Below are 16,248 nucleotides of genomic sequence, written 5' to 3' on the forward strand. Positions count from 1 at the left end.
GCCCCTCCCCCAGTCATACACGACTCTCCCCATGCGCCCCATTGGCACCGCCGAAGCGCGCTAAAACGTTATCGCTCGATGGGCACGACGGCGCTGAGAGCGGCCTTGCCGGCTGAGCAATGGTTTCACGCGCTGGCCGCCGGCAAAGCCTCTGTGCCAACATAACGCCCCTTCGCGGTCTGCCGCGCCCGTCATTCGTGAGGATCGATCATGCAAGAAGTCGCCATCGTCGCCGCCACCCGCACCGCCATCGGCAGCTTCCAGGGCTCGCTGGCCGGTATTCCGGCCGTAGAACTGGGTGCCGCGGTGATCCGACGCCTGCTCGAACAGACCGGCCTGAACGGCGCCGAGGTCGACGAGGTGATCCTCGGCCAGGTGCTCACCGCCGGTGCCGGGCAGAATCCCGCGCGCCAGGCGGCGATCCTCGCCGACCTGCCCCACGCCGTACCGGCGCTGACCCTGAACAAGGTCTGCGGCTCGGGGCTCAAGGCCCTGCACCTGGGCGCCCAGGCGATTCGCTGCGGCGATGCCGAGGTCATCATCGCCGGCGGCATGGAGAACATGAGCCTGGCGCCCCACGTTGTACCCAACATGCGCAGCGGCCTGCGCATGGGCCACGGCAAGCTGATAGACACCATGATCCATGACGGCCTGTGGGACGCCTTCAACGACTACCACATGGGCATCACCGCCGAGAACCTGGTGGACAAGTACAGCATCAGCCGCGAGGAGCAGGACGCCTTCGCCGCCGCCTCGCAGCGCAAGGCCGCCGCGGCCATCGAGTCGGGCCGCTTCGCGGATGAGATCACCCCGATTCTGATTCCCCAGCGCAAGGGCGAGCCGAAGTCCTTCGCCACTGACGAGCAACCCCGCGCCGGCACCACCCCGGAATCCCTGGCCGCCCTCAAGCCGGCGTTCAAGAAGGACGGCAGCGTCACCTCCGGCAATGCCTCCAGCCTCAACGACGGCGCCGCCGCGGTGTTGCTGATGAGCGCGGCCAAGGCCGAGGCCCTCGGCCTGCCGGTGCTGGCGCGCGTAAAAGCCTATGCCAACGCCGGGGTCGACCCGGCGATCATGGGCATCGCCCCGGTCTCGGCCACCCGCCGCTGCCTGGACAAGGCCGGCTGGAGCCTCGCGCAACTGGACCTGATCGAGGCCAACGAGGCCTTCGCCGCCCAGGCCCTGGCGGTCGGCCAGGAACTGGGCTGGGATGCCGACAAGGTCAACGTCAACGGTGGCGCCATCGCCCTGGGCCACCCGATCGGCGGCTCCGGCTGCCGGGTACTGGTGACCCTGCTACACGAAATGATCAAGCGCGACGCCAAGAAGGGCCTAGCCACCCTGTGCATCGGCGGCGGTCAGGGCGTGGCCCTGGCCATCGAACGCTAAGCCCTGCCACTGCGCGACTGAACGCCGGCGACGCCTCGACAGGGGCCGCCGGCTTTTTCTTGCTAAACTGCGCGCCTCCTCTTTCCGAGCCGCCGCGCATGACCTCTCTCGATCAGGCGCTGCGCGCCGCCCTTCATACTCGCCAACCGCTGCTCGATGAACTGCACCAGCAAGGCACCGACTGTTATCGCCTGTTCCACGGCAGCCAGGAAGGCGCCGGCGGCCTGACGCTGGACCGCTACGGCCCGCAACTGCTGGTACAGAGTTTTCACCAGAGCCTCGAACGCGATCAGCTGCTGCGCCTGGCCGAGAATTGCCGCGAGCACCTCAACGAGCCCCTGCTGCTGGTCTACAACGACCGCTCCCAGGGTAATTCCCGAGTCGACCGGCAGGACCCGGTCTACCGTGCCGAGGACGCGGCCCTGGACGACCTGGTCGGCCACGAGTGGGGACTCAACTATCGGGTGCGCGGCCGCCATGCCGGCCAGGACCCGCTGCTGTTTCTCGACCTGCGCAATGCCCGCGGCTGGGTCAAGGCTCACAGTGCCGACAAGTCCGTGCTCAACCTGTTCGCCTACACCTGTGGCGTCGGTCTCGCCGCCAGCGCTGGCGGCGCCCGCGAATCGCTCAACCTGGACTTCGCCGAAGGCAACCTGGCGGTCGGCCGCGAGAATGCCGCGCTCAACCCCGAGCTGCCGCCGATGCAGTTCATCCAGTCGGACTACTTTCCGGCCATCCGCCAACTGGCCGGCCTGCCGGTGGCCCAGCGCCGTGGCCACCCGCTGCCCAGCTACCCGCGCCTGGCCGCGCGCCAGTTCGACCTGGTATTTCTCGACCCGCCGGCCTGGGCCAAGAGCGCCTTCGGCACCGTCGACCTGCTGCGCGACTACCAGAGCCTGCTCAAGCCGGCGATCCTCGCCACCGCCGCCGACGGCGTGCTGGTGTGTTGCAACAACCTGGCGAAGGTCGCCCTCGCCGACTGGCGCGAGCAGGTGCTGCGCTGCGCCGACAAGCTCGGCCGTCCGGTGCGCGACTGCCAGGTGCTGGCGCCGGCGGCCGACTTTCCCTCACTGGACGGCCAACCGCCGCTGAAAACCCTGATCCTGAGATTCTGAGCGGCTTGCAGGCGATGCAAAAGCCGCAGCAGCAGGCATTTTGAACCACCAGCCCGTGCCATACTCCAAGGCGTTTCTCGTCGGGAAAGTTGACGCCTCATCATGCACAAAGGACTGAAACGCGCCGCTGGCGCCTTGTTGATCGCCGCCCTGTTCTACGGCCTGCTGGGTTATCTGATCCTGCCCGGGGTCGCCCTGCGCATCGCCAACCAGCAACTGATGCACTACAGCAATCAGCCCGCCAGCCTGGAGCGCCTGCAGTTCGACCCCGTGCGCCTGGAGCTCAGCCTGTGGGGCCTGAGAGTCGGCGAGGCGGACCCGGCGCCGCTGGCCTTCGAACGCCTGTCGGCCGACCTTGAACTCGACAGCCTGTGGGGCGGCGCCCTGCACCTGGCGCGAGTCGAGCTGGAAAAGCCCCACGCCGAGGTGCGCTTCGACCGCCAGGGCCGACTCAACCTCAGCCAGCTGTTCAAGCTGCCCGAGCCCACGCCACCCGAAGAGCCACAAGCATCCAGCGAGCCTTTCGCCCTGCGCATCGATGCCTTGCACCTGAGCGGCGGCAATTTCAGGTTCCAGGACCTGCGCCCGAGCGAGCCTGTCGAGGTGCTCTATGACAATCTCAACCTCGAGCTGCGCAACCTCAGTACCCTGGCCGAGGAACAGGCCGAGCTGACCCTGAGCGCCAACGCCCCACGAGGTGGAAACATCGAGTGGCGCGGCCAGCTCAGCCTGGTGCCGCTCAGTTCCAGCGGCCACTTGCAGCTGCGCGACGCGCGCCTCGCGGATATCTGGCCCTACGTGCGCGACGCCCTGCCCCTGGTGCTGGAACAAGGCCGACTCAGCCTGGCCAGCGACTATCGACTGAGCCTGGCCGACGGCCTGCAGCTCAACCTGGAGAATGCCCAGGCGAGCGTCGCGCCTCTCGCCCTCAAGGCAGCGGATGGCCGCGCGCTGGTGAAGCTGGCGCGCCTGGACATCGCCGACACCCGTGTCGACCTGGGCAAGCGTCAGCTGCGCATCGGCACGCTGCGCAGCCAGAAGCTGGAAACCTGGGCGGCGCGCGAGGCCGATGGCCAGCTGGACTGGCTGAAGCTGCTGGCGCCCGATGCCGGCTCGGCGGCCAAGGCCGCGCCGGCCCAGCAGACGCCCGGCAAGGCCTGGCAGGTGCTGCTGGCCGACGCGCAACTGCGCGATTACCGCGTCCACCTGGCCGATCGGGTTCCGCAGCCGGCGGTCGAGCTGATGCTCGGCCCACTGGACCTCGACCTCAAGGACTTCGACAGCCGTGGTACGGCGCCCTTCAACCTGCGCCTGGACACCGGCGTGGGCGGCAAAGGCCGGCTGAAAGCCGAGGGCCAGGTGCAACTGAGCCCCACCGCCGCCGAGCTGCAGATCAGCAGCCGCGACATCGACCTGCGCCCGGCCCAGGCCTACCTCAGCCCCCTACTGCGCCTGGAGCTGCGCAGCGGCCAGCTCGCCAGCGACCTCAAGCTGGTCCTCAACGGCACCGCACCCCTGGCGTTCGCCGTGACCGGCAGCGCCCAGGTCAACGGGCTGCACAGCCTCGACACCCTCAAGGAACGCGACTTCGTGCGCTGGCAGCGGCTCGAACTGGATGGCCTCGACTATCGCCACGGCGAGCGTCTGAGCATCGGCCAAGTGAAGCTACAGCAGCCCTACGGGCGCTTCATCGTCAACGAGGACCTGACCACCAACCTCAACGACCTGATGATCACCCAGCCCAAGCCAACGGCCGCGCAGAACTCTGCCCGATCGAGCGACACCCAAGGCAAACCACTGGCGATCCGTATCGGCGAGATCACCATCGCAGAGGGTTCGGCCAATTTCGCCGACTTCAGCCTGACCCCCAACTTCGCCACCGCCATCCAGCAGCTCAACGGCCGCATCGGCACCCTCGACAGCCGCAGCGCCGCGCCGGCCAGCGTGGCCATCAGCGGAAAGGTCGACCGCTATGCCCCGGTGAGCATCAACGGCAGCCTCAATCCGTTCAACCCGCTGGACAGTCTGGATATCACCAGTCAGTTCAAGCAGGTCGAACTGACCACCTTGACCCCCTATTCCGGCAAGTTCGCCGGTTACCGCATCCGCAAGGGCCGGCTCAACCTGGATCTGCACTACCGCATCGACAAGGGCCAGCTCAAGGCCGAGAACAACGTGGTGGTCGAGCAGCTGCAGCTGGGTGAGCAGGTCGACAGCCCCAGCGCCGTCGATCTGCCGGTCCGCCTGGCAGTGGCCCTGCTCAAGGACTCGGACGGCAGGATCGCCATCCAGCTGCCGGTGCAGGGCAACCTCAACAGCCCCGACTTCGACGTCATGCCGATTGTCTGGAAGACCCTGCGCGGCCTGGTGGCGCGTGCCGTGCAGGCGCCGTTCAAGTTTCTCGGCGGTCTGGTCACCACGGGCTCGCAGCAGGACCTCAGCAGCGTGCCGTTCGCCCCGGGCAGCGCCACCCTCGATACCGCGGCTACGGCTGGCCTGGACACCCTGGCCAGCGCCCTGCAGCAGCGCCCAACACTGCGACTGGAAGTCGAAGGCCTTAGCGCCCCCGGCAGCGATGGGCCGCCGCTGGCCGAGCAACGCCTGCACCGTGCCTACCAGTCCGCCTACCAGAAGCTGCTGCAGGGGCGTGGCGAAACCGTGCCGGATGACCCGGCCCAACTGCAGGTTCCCGAGGACGAGAAGCGCGCGCTGCTCGAGGGCATCTACCGCAGCCGCCTGAAGCAGCAACCGCCGGCCGAGTGGGCGCAACTGGACGAGGCGCAGCGCGCCGCCAAGCTGGCCGAGGCCGTGCTGCAGTCCTGGTCGCAGAGCAAGCTGCTGCTGCGCCAGCTGGGTCAGGAGCGCGCCGCCAGCATCAAGGCCTACCTGGTCGATCAGGGCGGCCTGGCCCAGGAGCGCATCTACCTGCTCGACGTCGGCCTGGGCGACCCCGGCGCCGATGGTCGAGTGGCCACCCCACTGCACCTCGATAGCGAATAGGCTGAAGCGGTGATGACCATGAAAAGCTTCACTCTGGCCCTGCTAATGGGCTGCGCCGCCTGGGCCCAGGCCGACACCCTGCGCTGCGGCAGCCAGCTGGTCAGCCTCGGCGACCGCAGCTTCGAGGTGCAGCAGAAGTGCGGCGAACCGGCCTTCCGTGACCTGGTCGGTTACACCCTGGGCCCCTATGACCGGCGCGAGTTCAAGATCGAGGAATGGGTCTACGGCCCCAACAACGGCGTGCTGAGCATTCTCACCTTCGAAGGCAACCGCCTGATCCGCATCGAACGGCGACGCTAGCGCTGACGCACGGCCGCTCCTGGGTATAGGCTGGGGTCTCCATGGCAACTTGCGGTCGCACGATGAAATATCCCCTCTTCCTCCTGGCGTTGATCCTGTCGACCGGCGTCGACGCGGCCTCGACCCTGCGTTGCGGCAGCGATCTGGTCAGCCGCGACGACAGCAGCGCCGAGGTCCTCGACAAATGCGGCGAACCGGTCAGTCGCGACTTCCTCGGCTACCGCGAAGTGCAGGACTATTACGGCTTTCGCCACGAAGTGACGGTCGAGGAATGGACCTACGGCCCGCGCAACGGCATGTACCACTTCCTGCGTTTCGAGGGCAATCGCCTGGAGCGCATCGACAGCGAACGGGGCCACTGACAAACGCCAAGCCGGCTGCTAGTCTCGCCGCTTCTTCTGGACCTGGAACAAGGAAGCTCCATCATGCGCAAACTCTCTCTGTCCATCGCCCTGCTCCTGAGCGCCACCGCCGCCGAGGCCTCCCTGCGTTGCGACAAGGGCATCGCCAGCAAAGGCGACCGCAGCATCGAAGTCCAGGCCAAGTGTGGCGAAGCGGTCAGCCGCAGCCTGGTCGGGTATACCCAGAACGCCAACGGCGATCAGGAGTTCCCGATCGAGGAGTGGGTCTACGGGCCGCGCAACGGCATGTATTACTACCTGACGTTCCAGGGCGGCCGCCTGCAACGCATCGACAGCAAGCGCGGCAACTGACGGCGGCAGGTCGAATCACTCATGCTCATCCTGCCCGCCGAACACCCCCTGGACTGGAAAAGACCGCCGCTCGCCACGCTGCTGCTGATCCTGCTCAACGTGCTGATCTATTTCGGCTACCAGGGCGGTGACCGAGAGCGCGAAGCCGAGGCCGTGCAGACCTACCTCGACGGTGGCCTGCTCAACCGCGAACGCGCGCTGTTTCTGGAGGCCTTCAGCGAGCGCCGCGAGCTCGACGCCGACCAGCAGCGCTATGTCGATGGCATGCGCCGCCGCGACCTGGCCCGCCTGGTGCTCCACGACCTACAGTTCGAGCATCAGTTGCACCACAACCCCGATTACCTGGCCGACCCATCCTGGCAAGCGGCGCGCCAGCGGGCCGAGGCCGCCCGGGACCGCATCAGCAGCAAGCGCTTCGGCTTCGTCCCGGCCAAGTTCACCGTCGAGGGGTTGGTCGGCGCCATGTTCCTGCACGGCGACTTCGCTCACCTGGCCGGCAACATGCTGTTTCTGTTCATCTTCGGCTTCGCCCTGGAAATCGCCCTGGGCCGCTGGCTGTACCTCGGCCTCTACCTGCTCAGCGGCGTCGCCTCGCACCTGCTGTGGTGGCTCATGGACCCGGTCTGGGTGAGCGGGATCGGCGCTTCCGGGGCGGTCTCCGGACTGATGGGCGTGTACCTGGGGGTGTACGGCCTGCGCCGCATCAACTTCTTCTACTGGCTGGGTCCCCTGTTCGGCTACTTCCGCGCACCGGCGTTGTGGATATTGCCGGTTTGGATGGGCAAGGAACTGTACGGACTGCTGCTGGCCGACGACAACGTCAACTACTACGCCCACCTCGGCGGACTGGGCGCCGGTTTCCTCGCCGTATGGCTTCCCCGCCTGGGCGGCCGGCTCAAGGTCGACCAGGCCTACCTGCACAAGGAAGACCCGGACGCGCCGTTCAAGCGCGAGCTGGACAGCCTGGATCGCTCGATCGGCGGTTTCGCCCTCGACCAGGCGGCGACCCGCGGCCTGGACCTGCTGCAACGCTATTCCGGACGTCTGGAGCTGCTCGAGCGGCTCTACCCGCTGGCCCGTACCCGCCAGGACAAGGCCCTGCTCGGCGCCGTGTTGCGCCAGCTGTTCGCCCTGCCGGCAGAGAACGCCAGCCTGCCGCTGCTGCGGCGCCTGGCCGAGGACAGCGCCGAAGCCGGCCAAGCCCTGCTGCAGCACCCGGCGGTGCAGTTGCACTTGCTGCGGCGTCTGCTGCAGGCCGAGCAGCACGGCCTGGCGCTGGCCGCCTGGCGCCGACTCAGCCGCGCCGGCAAAGCACCTGCGGAGCTACCGGCGCTGACCCTGCGCCTGGCCAAACAGCTCGCCAGTCGCCAGGACATGCAAGGTGTCGCGGAGCTTGGCCAGTTTCTCGAGCAGCGCTACCCCCACGCCGACCAGACCACCCAGCTGGGCCTGCTCAGGCAGCACCTGGCGCGCTGAGCGCAGCGGCCCGGCTGGCGCCGGGCCTTGGCTTCACCTGTCGACCACCGCGCGCCCGGGCGAGCCTTTAGCCCGCCTCAGACGAGGCTGGCCAACCTGTCCAGGGTCGCCTCCAGGCTCGCCACTTCACTCATCAGTGGCGAGTCTGGATAACGGGCGCGAATGAAGGCCAACAGCTTGCGGGCCGGCTCGATTTGCCCCAGGCCTTCGGCGAAACCACGGCTGGCCAGCAGATAAGCGCGGGGGATATTTGGGTAGGCGGGAAAACGCTGGTGCAAATTGCGCAGCAACCCCAGGCCTTCGCGGATCTTGTGGCGCTGCAGCAGCGCCTCGGCCAGCCGCTCGCAGACCAGGGCGTCATCGGGCAGGTAGTCGCTGCCGAGCTGGCGCGCATTGAGCAGCGCCGTCGCCGCCAATGGCGGGTTCAGGCGTGCGGCCAGCGGCAGGTAGTGAGCCAGGTGGTGCTGACAGCGAACACGGTCGTTCAGGCCGAAGAGCAGCTGGTGATAACGCTCGTTGAGCTTGAGATCCTCGGGATCGCGCTTCAGGGCCTTGGCCAGGGTATCCAGGGCCTGGGCGCTCTGTCCCTCCTTCAGGCGAATCTCCGCCTCGGCCAGGGCGCGGCGGCGCAGGTACTCCGGCGCGGGATAGGCTGCCGCGCCCTCCTCGTCGGCCACCACATAGCCCAGGGCGCCCTGATACTGGAACACCGCATAGCCCATCATGGCGCACATCACCACGCCGAAGTAACCGAACAGGAAGGTCGCAACCGGCATCAGCACCACCCGCGGCATGCCGCTGGAGAGCATATAGGTGACCCAGCCCGGCGACTGCCAGAGGATGAACAGGAAGGCGCACAGGATCAGATAGCGCCAACCCATGGCGCCTATCACCTGGCCGATCTGCTCCGGGCTCAGTGCCGCGCCCAGCTCCTTGTCCAGGGCAAGACGGATGATGCTGGCCGGCATGGCCAGGAGCAGGCCGATATTCACCAGCCAATACAGCGCCTCGCTGTCGACGTCGGTGGCCAGCCACAGCGCACCGAAGGCGATCAGGAATACCGCCAGTTGCTTGCAGAACAGGCTGAAGCCTTCTCCGCTGAAGGCGCTGGCCAGGCTCGGCGCCTGCCGGTCGGCCTGGCTGCTGGCCTCGATCACGCAGTGGAAGTACTTGGTCGCGACGCTGAAAAGTGCGATCCACAGGACGATCCAGCGCGGCATGAACAGGCTGGCCAGCGCCAGCAGCGCGGCGAACGCCAGGGGCCCTGCCTGCAGGGCGTAGGCGAAGAACGAAGGGATACGCTCCCAGAACGGCTGGGCGCTGTTCGCCGCGCCCAGAAACTGCAACGGGCCGGCGCACAGGGGGCAGGCCGGGACTTCGTCCGGGGCGTCGGCATTGAGCGCGATGCAACAGTCGCCATAGGGGCGCTGACAAGGCAGGCACTGCCAGGTGGCAGGCTGCGCGGGATGGTAGCGGCAGAAGGTCTTGTCCATAAGCGAAAAATCCTGGAACGGCTGACGAAGGCCGCCGACCGATCCGCTCGGATGGCTGGCGCGCGGCCACTATTGTCCAGGCAAAAAAAGAGGGCCGCAATGCGGCCCTCCTGTTCAGCGTGACAACTGTCCGCTATCAGACACCCGAGGCCTCGGCAGCCGCGACGTCCTTGATCGACAGCTTGATACGGCCGCGGTTGTCCACGTCCAGTACCAGCACCTTCACTTCCTGGCCCTCCTTCAGCACATCGGTGACCTTCTCGACCCGCTGATCGCTCAGCATCGAGATGTGCACCAGGCCGTCCTTGCCCGGCAGGATGTTGACGAAGGCGCCGAAGTCGACGATGCGCTCGACCTTGCCGACGTAAATCTTGCCGATCTCGGCCTCGGCGGTGATGCCCAGCACGCGCTGGCGTGCGGCCTCGGCCGCTTCCTTGGTCTCGCCGAAGATCTTGATGGTGCCGTCGTCTTCGATGTCGATGGAGGCCTTGGTTTCCTCGCAGATGCCGCGGATGGTGGCGCCACCCTTGCCGATCACGTCGCGGATCTTGTCCTGGTCGATCTTCATCGCGATCATGGTCGGCGCGTTGGCCGACAGCTCGCTGCGCGACTCGGCGATCACCTGGTTCATCTGGCCGAGGATGTTCAGGCGCGCTTCCAGGGCCTGGCCCAGGGCGATTTCCATGATCTCTTCGGTGATGCCCTGGATCTTGATGTCCATCTGCAGGGCGGTCACGCCCTTGGCGGTACCGGCCACCTTGAAGTCCATGTCGCCCAGGTGGTCTTCGTCACCGAGGATGTCGGTCAGCACGGCGAATTTCTCGCCTTCCTTGACCAGACCCATGGCGATACCGGCCACCGGCGCCTTCATCGGCACACCGGCGTCCATCAGGGCCAGGGAGGCACCGCAGACCGAGGCCATGGAGCTGGAACCGTTGGATTCGGTGATCTCCGACACCACACGGATGGTGTAGGGGAATTCATCGGCGGTCGGCAGCATGGCGGCAACGGAACGACGGGCCAGGCGGCCGTGACCGATTTCGCGGCGGCCGGTGGCGCCCATGCGACCACACTCGCCCACCGAGTACGGCGGGAAGTTGTAGTGCAGCATGAAGGGGTCTTTCTTCTCGCCTTCCAGGGTGTCGAGCAGCTGGGCGTCGCGCGCGGTGCCCAGGGTGGCGACCACCAGGGCCTGGGTTTCGCCACGGGTGAACAGCGCCGAACCGTGGGTCTTGTCCAGCACCCCGACTTCGATGTTCAGGCCACGCACGGTGCGGGTGTCACGGCCATCGATACGCGGCTTGCCGTTGACGATGTTCTCGCGCACGGTGCGGTATTCGATTTCGCCGAAAGCGTCTTTGACTTCGCCGGCAGACGGCTGGCCTTCTTCGCCGGAGAACTTGGCCACGATCTGCTCACGCAGCTCGCCCAGGCGCGCGTAGCGGTCCTGCTTGATGGTGATGGTGTAGGCCTGGGAAATCGCCTCGCCGAACTCGCTGCGAATGGCAGAGAGCAGCGCGGTGTTTTCCGCCTTCGGCTGCCAATCCCAGGTCGGCTTGGCCGCTTCGGCCGCCAGCTCGGTCACGGCCTGGATCACGGCCTGGAACTCGTCGTGGGCGAACAATACGGCGCCGAGCATCTGGTCCTCGGTCAGCTCTTTGGCTTCCGATTCAACCATCAGTACGGCGTCCTTGGTGCCGGCCACGACCATGTCCAGGCTGGAGGCCTTGAGCTGCTCGTAGGTCGGGTTCAGCAGGTAGCCGGTTTCCGGGTGGAAGGCGACGCGCGCGGCGCCGATCGGGCCGTTGAACGGGATACCGGAGATGGCCAGGGCCGCCGAGGTACCGATCATCGCTGCGATGTCCGGATCGGTCTTCTTGCTGGTGGACACCACGGTGCAGATGACCTGCACTTCGTTCTGGAAGCCTTCCGGGAACAGCGGGCGGATCGGACGGTCGATCAGGCGCGAGGTCAGGGTCTCTTTCTCGGAAGGACGGGCCTCACGCTTGAAGAAACCGCCGGGGATCTTGCCGGCCGCGTAGGTCTTTTCCTGGTAGTGCACCGACAGCGGGAAAAAGCCCTTGCTCGGGTCGGCGGTCTTGGCGCCGGTCACGGCGACCAGCACGGCTACGTCGTCGTCGACGGTGACAAGTACGGAGCCGGAGGCCTGACGGGCGATGCGGCCAGTCTCGAGGGTAACGGTCGACTGACCGAACTGGAATTTCTTGATTACCGGGTTCACGGTGTTTTCCTTCTCTGTGTTGCCTTTGGGGAATCTGGATGGTGCGAAATTCGTGGGCAGTTACGGGAGTCGGACCCGGGCCTGTCCAAAATGCATCTGGCTGAAACGCAAAAGCTGGAAGCGGGGACCAGCCCCACTTCCAGCTTCGGCATTCAGCTGCGCGCCAGCATTGCTTAGCGACGCAGACCCAGGCGACCGATCAGGGCGCTGTAACGACTGGTGTCCTTGCCCTTCAGGTAATCCAGCAGCTTACGACGCTGGTTAACCATGCGGATCAGGCCACGACGCGAGTGGTGGTCCTTACCGTTGGCCTTGAAGTGGCCTTGCAGCTTGTTGATGTTGGCGGACAGCAGGGCTACCTGCACTTCCGGGCTACCGGTGTCGCCTTCAGCTTGCTTGTAGTCGTTAACGATCTGGGCTTTTTCTTCAACGCTGAGTGCCATGTGGGCATCCTCTCAATTAGGAAACTGCTGCAGAACAACAGCTCCAATAGGCCGGGAATCGCTTCCCGTGTTTTAAAAGGAGGAATGACCGTGCCTATTAACAGCCACCCTCGATATGGACTGCCGAACCCTGGAGGACTCGACAGCCCGCTACGGTCATACCGACCGAATCAAGCGACGCGGCGCGATGCGCCCGTCTTCGCTCACTTCACCGATACCGATGAAGCGGCCATTGTGATCTTGCACCCGCACCATGCCGAACTTCGGCGCCTCGGGTGCTCGTACCGGTTGCCCCTGCAGCCAATAGAACGCACTGTGCTCGGAGAACTGCAGCAATGGCCAGTGTTGCAAGCCGCTGTCCACCGGCAGCAGGAAGCGGTCAAGCGCCTCGTTGCCGCCGTCGGCATGGGCCTGCTCCAGCTCTTCCAGGCTGACGGTCTGGGCCAGCTCGAAGGGCCCGGCCTTGGTCCGCCGCAGCTCGGCGACATGGGCGCCACAGCCAAGCAGCTGACCGATGTCCTCGACCAGGGTGCGAATATAGGTGCCCTTGCTGCAATCCACCGCCAGGCGCGCTTGCTCTGCCTCGCAGGCCAGCAATTCCAGGCGCGCAATAGTAACAGAACGCGGCTCGCGCTCCACTACCTCGCCGGCACGCGCCAGCTTGTAGAGCGGCTGGCCGTCGCGTTTGAGGGCCGAATGCATCGGCGGTATCTGACTGATTTCACCGCGAAAACGCGGAAGCAGCGCCTCGATATCGGGGCGACCAACGGTCACCTGGCGACGCTCCAGCACCTCGCCTTCGGCATCGCCGGTGCTGGTGATGACGCCCATCTGCATCAGGGTTTCATAACCCTTGTCGGCATCCAGCAGGTACTGGGAGAACTTGGTCGCCTCGCCGAAGCACAGCGGCAGCACGCCGGTGGCCAGCGGATCGAGACTGCCGGTGTGACCGGCCTTCTCGGCATTGAGCAACCAGCGCACCTTCTGCAGCGCCGCGTTGGAGCTGAAGCCGCGCGGCTTGTCCAGCAGGATGATGCCGTTGACCTGGCGACGTACACGCTTTACCTGGGCCACGGCCTACTCCTCGGTCTTGCCGGTGTCGTGCTGGCTGTCTTCCGCCACCGCGCGATCGATCAGGGCCGACAGGTGGGCGCCACGGCTGACGCTCTCGTCGTAGTGGAAGCGCAATTGCGGCACGCTGCGCAGCTTCATGGCCTTGCCCAGTTGCATGCGCAGGAAGCCGCCGGCGTCGTTGAGCACCTTGAGGCTCTGGGTGACGTGATCGACGCCATCTTCGGCGGCCATCACGGTGATGAAGATCTTCGCGTGGCCGACGTCGCGGCTGACTTCCACGGCGGTGATGGTCACCAGCCCCAGACGCGGGTCCTTGACCTCACGACGAATCAATTGCGCCAGCTCGCGCTGCATCTGGTCGCCGATACGCTGGGTCCGGCTATAGTCTTTTGCCATCTTTACTACCTTCCACTCGCCGCGACGCGTCGAAAGGCATCGGGCTCAAAAGCGGCAAACGCCCGGCCGCGCGAAGAGCGGGGCCGGGCGTTGCATGTTGCGACCCGCGCCTTTACAGGCTGCGAGCCACCTGGACTTTCTCGAACACTTCGATCTTGTCGCCGACCTTGACGTCGTTGTAGCTCTTCACCGCGATACCGCACTCCATGCCGGCCCGCACTTCGGACATGTCGTCCTTGAAGCGGCGCAGGGATTCCAGTTCGCCTTCGAAGATCACCACGTCATCGCGCAGCACGCGGATCGGACGGTTACGGTGCACTACGCCCTCGACGACCATGCAACCGGCCACCGCGCCGAACTTCGGCGAACGGAACACGTCACGGACCTCGGCGATACCCAGGATGTTCTCCCGGACGTCGCTGCCAAGCATGCCGGTGAGGGCCTTCTTGACGTCTTCGATGATGTCGTAGATGACGTTGTAGTAACGCATGTCCAGACCTTCCTGCTCGACGATCTTCCGGGCGCCGGCATCGGCGCGCACGTTGAAGCCGAACAGCACGGCGTTGGAGGCCAGCGCCAGGTTGGCATCGGACTCGGTGATACCACCGACACCGCCGCCGACCACACGCACCTGCACTTCGTCGTTACCCAGGCCGCTGAGCGAGCCCTGCAGGGCCTCCAGCGAGCCGCGAACGTCGGACTTGAGGACGATGTTGAGCGTCTTCTTCTCGTCCTGGCCCATGTTCTCGAAGATGTTTTCCAGCTTGCCGGCGTGAGCACGGGCCAGCTTGACCTCGCGGAACTTGCCCTGACGGAACAGCGCCACTTCGCGGGCCTTCTTCTCGTCGGCGACCACGGTCATCTCGTCACCGGAATCCGGCGTGCCGTCCAGGCCGAGGATCTCGACCGGAATCGACGGACCAGCTTCCTTCACCGGCTTGCCATTCTCGTCGAGCATGGCGCGGATGCGGCCGTAGTTGGAGCCGACCAGCACCATGTCGCCCTGACGCAGGGTACCGTCCTGTACCAGCACGGTCGCCACCGGGCCACGGCCCTTGTCCAGACGCGACTCGACCACCACACCGCGGCCAGGCGCCGACGGCGTGGCCTTGAGCTCGAGCACTTCAGCCTGCAGCAGAACGGCCTCGAGCAGCTCGTCGACGCCAGTACCGACCTTGGCGGAAACATGCACGTAGGGTGCATCGCCGCCCCACTCTTCCGGGATCACATCCAGCGCGGCCAGGCCGTTCTTGATGTTGTCCGGGTTGGCGTCGGGCTTGTCGATCTTGTTGACCGCGACCACGATCGGCACGCCAGCGGCTTTCGCATGCTGCACGGCTTCCTGGGTCTGCGGCATCACGCCATCGTCCGCCGCCACTACCAGAATGACGATGTCAGTGGCTTGGGCGCCACGGGCACGCATCTGGGTAAAGGCCGCGTGACCGGGGGTATCGAGGAAGGTGACCATGCCGCGGTCGGTTTCCACGTGATAGGCACCGATGTGCTGGGTAATGCCGCCGGCTTCACCCGCGGCCACCTTGGCGCGACGGATGTAGTCGAGCAGCGAGGTCTTACCGTGGTCGACGTGACCCATTACGGTGACCACCGGCGCACGGGAAATCGCCTCGCCTTCGAACTTGAGGGAAGCAGCCAACTGCTCCTCGAGTGCGTTGTCGCTGACCAGCTTGACCTTGTGGCCCAGCTCTTCGGCGATCAGCTGCGCGGTTTCCTGATCCAGCACCTGGTTGATGGTCACCGGGGTGCCCATCTTGAACATGAACTTGATCACTTCCGCGGCCTTCACCGACATCTGCTGAGCCAGCTCGCCGACGGTGATGGTCTCGCCAATCGCCACTTCGCGGACGATAGGACCGCTCGGGCTCTGGAAGCCGTGCTGATTGCGCTTCTTCAGCTTGGACTTGCCACGGCCGCCACGACGGAAGCCGTCGCTTTCTTCATCGATGGTGCGCGGCGCAACACGAGGTGCCGGCGCCTTCTCCTTGACGGTCGGGCGGTGCTGAGTGGTCTTGCGCTCGCCACGACGGTCGTCGTCGCTGCGCACCTTGTCGGCACGACGCGGCTCTTCCTTCTTGCGCTCTTCGACCACAGGCGCGGCCACCGGCAGCTCGACCACAGTGGCAGAAGCCGGCGCAGGCGCGCTGTCCTCGGCCTTGGGACTGGCGGCCTTGAGCTTGGCCTCTTCCTCGGCGCGGCGCTTGGCCTCTTCTTCGGCCTTCAGGCGCGCGGCTTCGGCAGCGGCACGCTGCTCGGCGAGCTCGCGCTGCTTCTCGGCCTCGATCTCTTCGGCGCTGCGCTTGACGAAGGTCTTCTTCTTGCGCACTTCGACGCTGATGGTCTTGCTGCCAGCCACCCGCAGGGTGCTGGTGGTCTTGCGCTGCAAGGTGATCTTGCGCGGCTCTTCTACTTTATCGCCATGACTGCTCTTGAGATGGGCGAGCAGGGCTTGCTTCTCGTTATCGGTGACAACTTGCTCGGCACTGCTGTGCGGCAAACCCGCCTCACGCATCTGCTGCAGCAGGCGCTCTACCGGTGTGTCGACCACTTGGGCCAGTTCTTTCACCGTGACTTGCGACATGCATTTCTCTC

General features: G+C 65.9%; 13 protein-coding genes. 7 read left to right on the forward strand and 6 right to left on the reverse strand.

Annotated elements, in window-relative coordinates:
• Nucleotides 1-210: 210 nt before the first annotated feature.
• The 7 genes from KDW96_RS08250 (at nucleotide 211) to KDW96_RS08280 (ending at nucleotide 7,993) form a co-directional block, all read left to right on the forward strand.
• Nucleotides 211-1,389, forward strand: coding sequence for an acetyl-CoA C-acetyltransferase (locus tag KDW96_RS08250; protein ID WP_255839941.1), 1,179 nt, complete (start codon nucleotides 211-213; stop codon nucleotides 1,387-1,389).
• A gap of 98 nt (nucleotides 1,390-1,487) precedes the next feature.
• Nucleotides 1,488-2,504: a class I SAM-dependent rRNA methyltransferase gene (locus tag KDW96_RS08255; RefSeq protein WP_255839942.1), complete on the forward strand. Its 1,017-nt coding sequence runs from the start codon at nucleotides 1,488-1,490 to the stop codon at nucleotides 2,502-2,504.
• Nucleotides 2,505-2,606: 102 nt separating this feature from the next.
• Nucleotides 2,607-5,504, forward strand: coding sequence for a DUF748 domain-containing protein (locus tag KDW96_RS08260; protein ID WP_255839943.1), 2,898 nt, complete (start codon nucleotides 2,607-2,609; stop codon nucleotides 5,502-5,504).
• An 18-nt stretch (nucleotides 5,505-5,522) separates the two neighbouring features.
• Entirely contained in the window at nucleotides 5,523-5,804 is a 282-nt protein-coding gene (locus KDW96_RS08265) for a DUF2845 domain-containing protein (RefSeq protein ID WP_370295381.1), read from the forward strand.
• A 62-nt stretch (nucleotides 5,805-5,866) separates the two neighbouring features.
• On the forward strand, nucleotides 5,867-6,166 hold the full coding sequence (locus tag KDW96_RS08270) for a DUF2845 domain-containing protein (RefSeq protein WP_255839945.1): 300 nt from the start codon (nucleotides 5,867-5,869) through the stop codon (nucleotides 6,164-6,166).
• Nucleotides 6,167-6,229: 63 nt separating this feature from the next.
• A complete protein-coding gene (locus KDW96_RS08275; RefSeq protein WP_255839946.1) occupies nucleotides 6,230-6,517 on the forward strand; it encodes a DUF2845 domain-containing protein in 288 nt (95 codons plus the stop codon).
• A gap of 21 nt (nucleotides 6,518-6,538) precedes the next feature.
• Nucleotides 6,539-7,993, forward strand: coding sequence for a rhomboid family intramembrane serine protease (locus KDW96_RS08280; protein WP_255839947.1), 1,455 nt, complete (start codon nucleotides 6,539-6,541; stop codon nucleotides 7,991-7,993).
• Between the two features lie 77 nt (nucleotides 7,994-8,070).
• Here KDW96_RS08280 and KDW96_RS08285 read toward each other — a convergent pair whose 3' ends face one another.
• The 6 genes from KDW96_RS08285 to infB all read right to left on the reverse strand — a co-directional run bounded on the left by KDW96_RS08285 (nucleotide 8,071) and on the right by infB (nucleotide 16,237).
• Nucleotides 8,071-9,486: a tetratricopeptide repeat protein gene (locus KDW96_RS08285; RefSeq protein ID WP_255839948.1), complete on the reverse strand. Its 1,416-nt coding sequence runs from the start codon at nucleotides 9,484-9,486 to the stop codon at nucleotides 8,071-8,073.
• A gap of 136 nt (nucleotides 9,487-9,622) precedes the next feature.
• Entirely contained in the window at nucleotides 9,623-11,728 is a 2,106-nt protein-coding gene (gene pnp / locus KDW96_RS08290; RefSeq protein WP_255839949.1) for a polyribonucleotide nucleotidyltransferase, read from the reverse strand.
• A gap of 173 nt (nucleotides 11,729-11,901) precedes the next feature.
• On the reverse strand, nucleotides 11,902-12,171 hold the full coding sequence (gene rpsO, locus KDW96_RS08295) for a 30S ribosomal protein S15 (RefSeq protein ID WP_042554902.1): 270 nt from the start codon (nucleotides 12,169-12,171) through the stop codon (nucleotides 11,902-11,904).
• 156 nt (nucleotides 12,172-12,327) lie between these two features.
• Entirely contained in the window at nucleotides 12,328-13,245 is a 918-nt protein-coding gene (gene truB, locus KDW96_RS08300; RefSeq protein ID WP_255839950.1) for a tRNA pseudouridine(55) synthase TruB, read from the reverse strand.
• A gap of 3 nt (nucleotides 13,246-13,248) precedes the next feature.
• A complete protein-coding gene (gene rbfA / locus KDW96_RS08305; RefSeq protein ID WP_255839951.1) occupies nucleotides 13,249-13,641 on the reverse strand; it encodes a 30S ribosome-binding factor RbfA in 393 nt (130 codons plus the stop codon).
• A 112-nt stretch (nucleotides 13,642-13,753) separates the two neighbouring features.
• Entirely contained in the window at nucleotides 13,754-16,237 is a 2,484-nt protein-coding gene (gene infB / locus KDW96_RS08310; protein ID WP_255839952.1) for a translation initiation factor IF-2, read from the reverse strand.
• Nucleotides 16,238-16,248 lie beyond the last annotated feature (11 nt).

Source organism: Pseudomonas benzenivorans (assembly GCF_024397895.1).
GTDB lineage: Bacteria > Pseudomonadota > Gammaproteobacteria > Pseudomonadales > Pseudomonadaceae > Aquipseudomonas > Aquipseudomonas benzenivorans_A.

What these genes read in the sequence shown, in the direction of transcription:
- infB (WP_255839952.1), bottom strand. Translation starts at nt 16,237, where the DNA reads ATGTCGCAAGTCACGGTGAAAGAACTGGCCCAAGTGGTCGACACACCG.
- KDW96_RS08250 (WP_255839941.1), top strand. Translation starts at nt 211, where the DNA reads ATGCAAGAAGTCGCCATCGTCGCCGCCACCCGCACCGCCATCGGCAGC.
- KDW96_RS08255 (WP_255839942.1), top strand. Translation starts at nt 1,488, where the DNA reads ATGACCTCTCTCGATCAGGCGCTGCGCGCCGCCCTTCATACTCGCCAA.
- KDW96_RS08265 (WP_370295381.1), top strand. Translation starts at nt 5,523, where the DNA reads ATGAAAAGCTTCACTCTGGCCCTGCTAATGGGCTGCGCCGCCTGGGCC.
- KDW96_RS08285 (WP_255839948.1), bottom strand. Translation starts at nt 9,486, where the DNA reads ATGGACAAGACCTTCTGCCGCTACCATCCCGCGCAGCCTGCCACCTGG.
- KDW96_RS08270 (WP_255839945.1), top strand. Translation starts at nt 5,867, where the DNA reads ATGAAATATCCCCTCTTCCTCCTGGCGTTGATCCTGTCGACCGGCGTC.
- rbfA (WP_255839951.1), bottom strand. Translation starts at nt 13,641, where the DNA reads ATGGCAAAAGACTATAGCCGGACCCAGCGTATCGGCGACCAGATGCAG.
- KDW96_RS08280 (WP_255839947.1), top strand. Translation starts at nt 6,539, where the DNA reads ATGCTCATCCTGCCCGCCGAACACCCCCTGGACTGGAAAAGACCGCCG.
- KDW96_RS08260 (WP_255839943.1), top strand. Translation starts at nt 2,607, where the DNA reads ATGCACAAAGGACTGAAACGCGCCGCTGGCGCCTTGTTGATCGCCGCC.
- rpsO (WP_042554902.1), bottom strand. Translation starts at nt 12,171, where the DNA reads ATGGCACTCAGCGTTGAAGAAAAAGCCCAGATCGTTAACGACTACAAG.
- KDW96_RS08275 (WP_255839946.1), top strand. Translation starts at nt 6,230, where the DNA reads ATGCGCAAACTCTCTCTGTCCATCGCCCTGCTCCTGAGCGCCACCGCC.